This is a genomic window from Nesterenkonia ebinurensis (assembly GCF_008711175.1).
GTDB classification, from domain to species: domain Bacteria; phylum Actinomycetota; class Actinomycetes; order Actinomycetales; family Micrococcaceae; genus Nesterenkonia; species Nesterenkonia ebinurensis.
In genome coordinates this window covers 1-1,497 of sequence record NZ_VWNF01000028.1, presented here as the reverse complement: position 1 = coordinate 1,497, position 1,497 = coordinate 1, and the positions used below count along the sequence as shown (strand labels likewise).

General features: G+C 60.7%; 1 protein-coding gene. It reads right to left on the bottom strand.

All coding sequences use genetic code 11. The features are described from left to right. Positions 1 to 1,497: L-serine ammonia-lyase (locus F0311_RS09350; RefSeq protein ID WP_191089851.1), on the bottom strand; the 1,497-nt coding region annotated here is incomplete at its 5' end.

Sequence of the window (1,497 nt, the reverse complement as noted above, 5' to 3'; positions counted from 1 at the left end):
TTAGCATTCGATGACGTTGACGGCTAGGCCGCCTAGGGCGGTTTCTTTGTATTTATGGGACATGTCTTTGCCGGTCTGGCGCATAGTGGTGATGACTTCATCTAGGCTGACCCGGTGTTCACCATCACCCATCAGTGCCATCCGGGCGGCGTTGACCGCCTTGGTAGCGGCGATCGCATTACGCTCGATACAGGGCACTTGCACCAGCCCTGAGATCGGATCACAGGTCAGCCCCAGGTTATGCTCCATAGCGATCTCCGCGGCGTTCTCCACCTGAGCCGGGCTCCCGCCCAGAACCTCACACAGCCCAGCGGCTGCCATCGAAGAGGCTGAACCGACCTCACCCTGACAACCCACCTCAGCACCGGAGATCGAGGCCTGCTCCTTATACAACACCCCAATCGCTGCTGCGGTGAGCAGATAGGTGGTGAGAATCCGGCGCAGATCGCTCTTCTGGGCATAGCTGGCCCCGGGCCCGTAATGAGTAGCGTAGAACCCCACTGCCGGGATGATCCCAGCCGCCCCATTAGTAGGCGCGGTGACCACCCTTCCCCCGGAGGCGTTCTCCTCATTGACCGCCAATGCGACCAGATTCACCCATTCCTGCCAATAGGCATGGGAACGCTGCGGATCATCAGCCCACATCTTGGCATGCCAGCCCGGGGCACGACGACGCACGTTCAACCCACCAGGAAGCGGCCCCTCACGTTTCAGCGCAGAGTCTTTACAGGCCTCCATGACCTCCCACAAGTGCCAGATCCCCTCTAGCACCTCGGCTTCTGGGCGGCGAGCAGTCTCATTAGCCAGCATGATTTCAGAGACCGACAGCCCAGACTCCCGGCAGTGGCCCATCAGCTCCGCAGAGGTACCGAACGGATAGGGCACCTGATCCTCAGCAGCATCCACCTCAGCCTCCGGATCCTCGGAGTCAGCGACCACGAACCCACCACCGACCGAGTAGTAGGTCTGCTCCGCCAACAGCTCATCCTGGGCATCGACAGCCCGCAGAACCATCGCATTAGAATGCCGTTCCAGATGAGTCAAGGGACGCTGGATGAAATCGGCCACCCGCAGGGTCACATCCACCCGGTGCCCCAACTGGGCAGCCACCTGCACCATCCCAGTCGCCTCAATGACTGCGTTACGCTCATCAACCTGCTCCGGGCTGATCTCCTCAGCCGCCCACCCCTCCAAGCCCAGCAGAATCGCCTCAAAAGTCCCATGCCCAGCACCAGTAGCCGAAAGCGAACCAAAGAGCTCCACCTGGATACCAGCCAGCCGGTCAATCGGAGAAATCCCAGCCAATGCGCCAGAACCCGACACAGCAGCAGAACCAGCAACCGCGGTACCCGAAGAAGCAAGGACCTCCCGGCCCCCGGTCATAAAAGACTCCGTGACCAGATGCTCCACCACAAACCGGCGGGCAGCCCGCATCGGCCCCACCGTATGCGAAGACGAAGGACCCACCCCCACACTAAAAAGATCAAAGAGACTGAT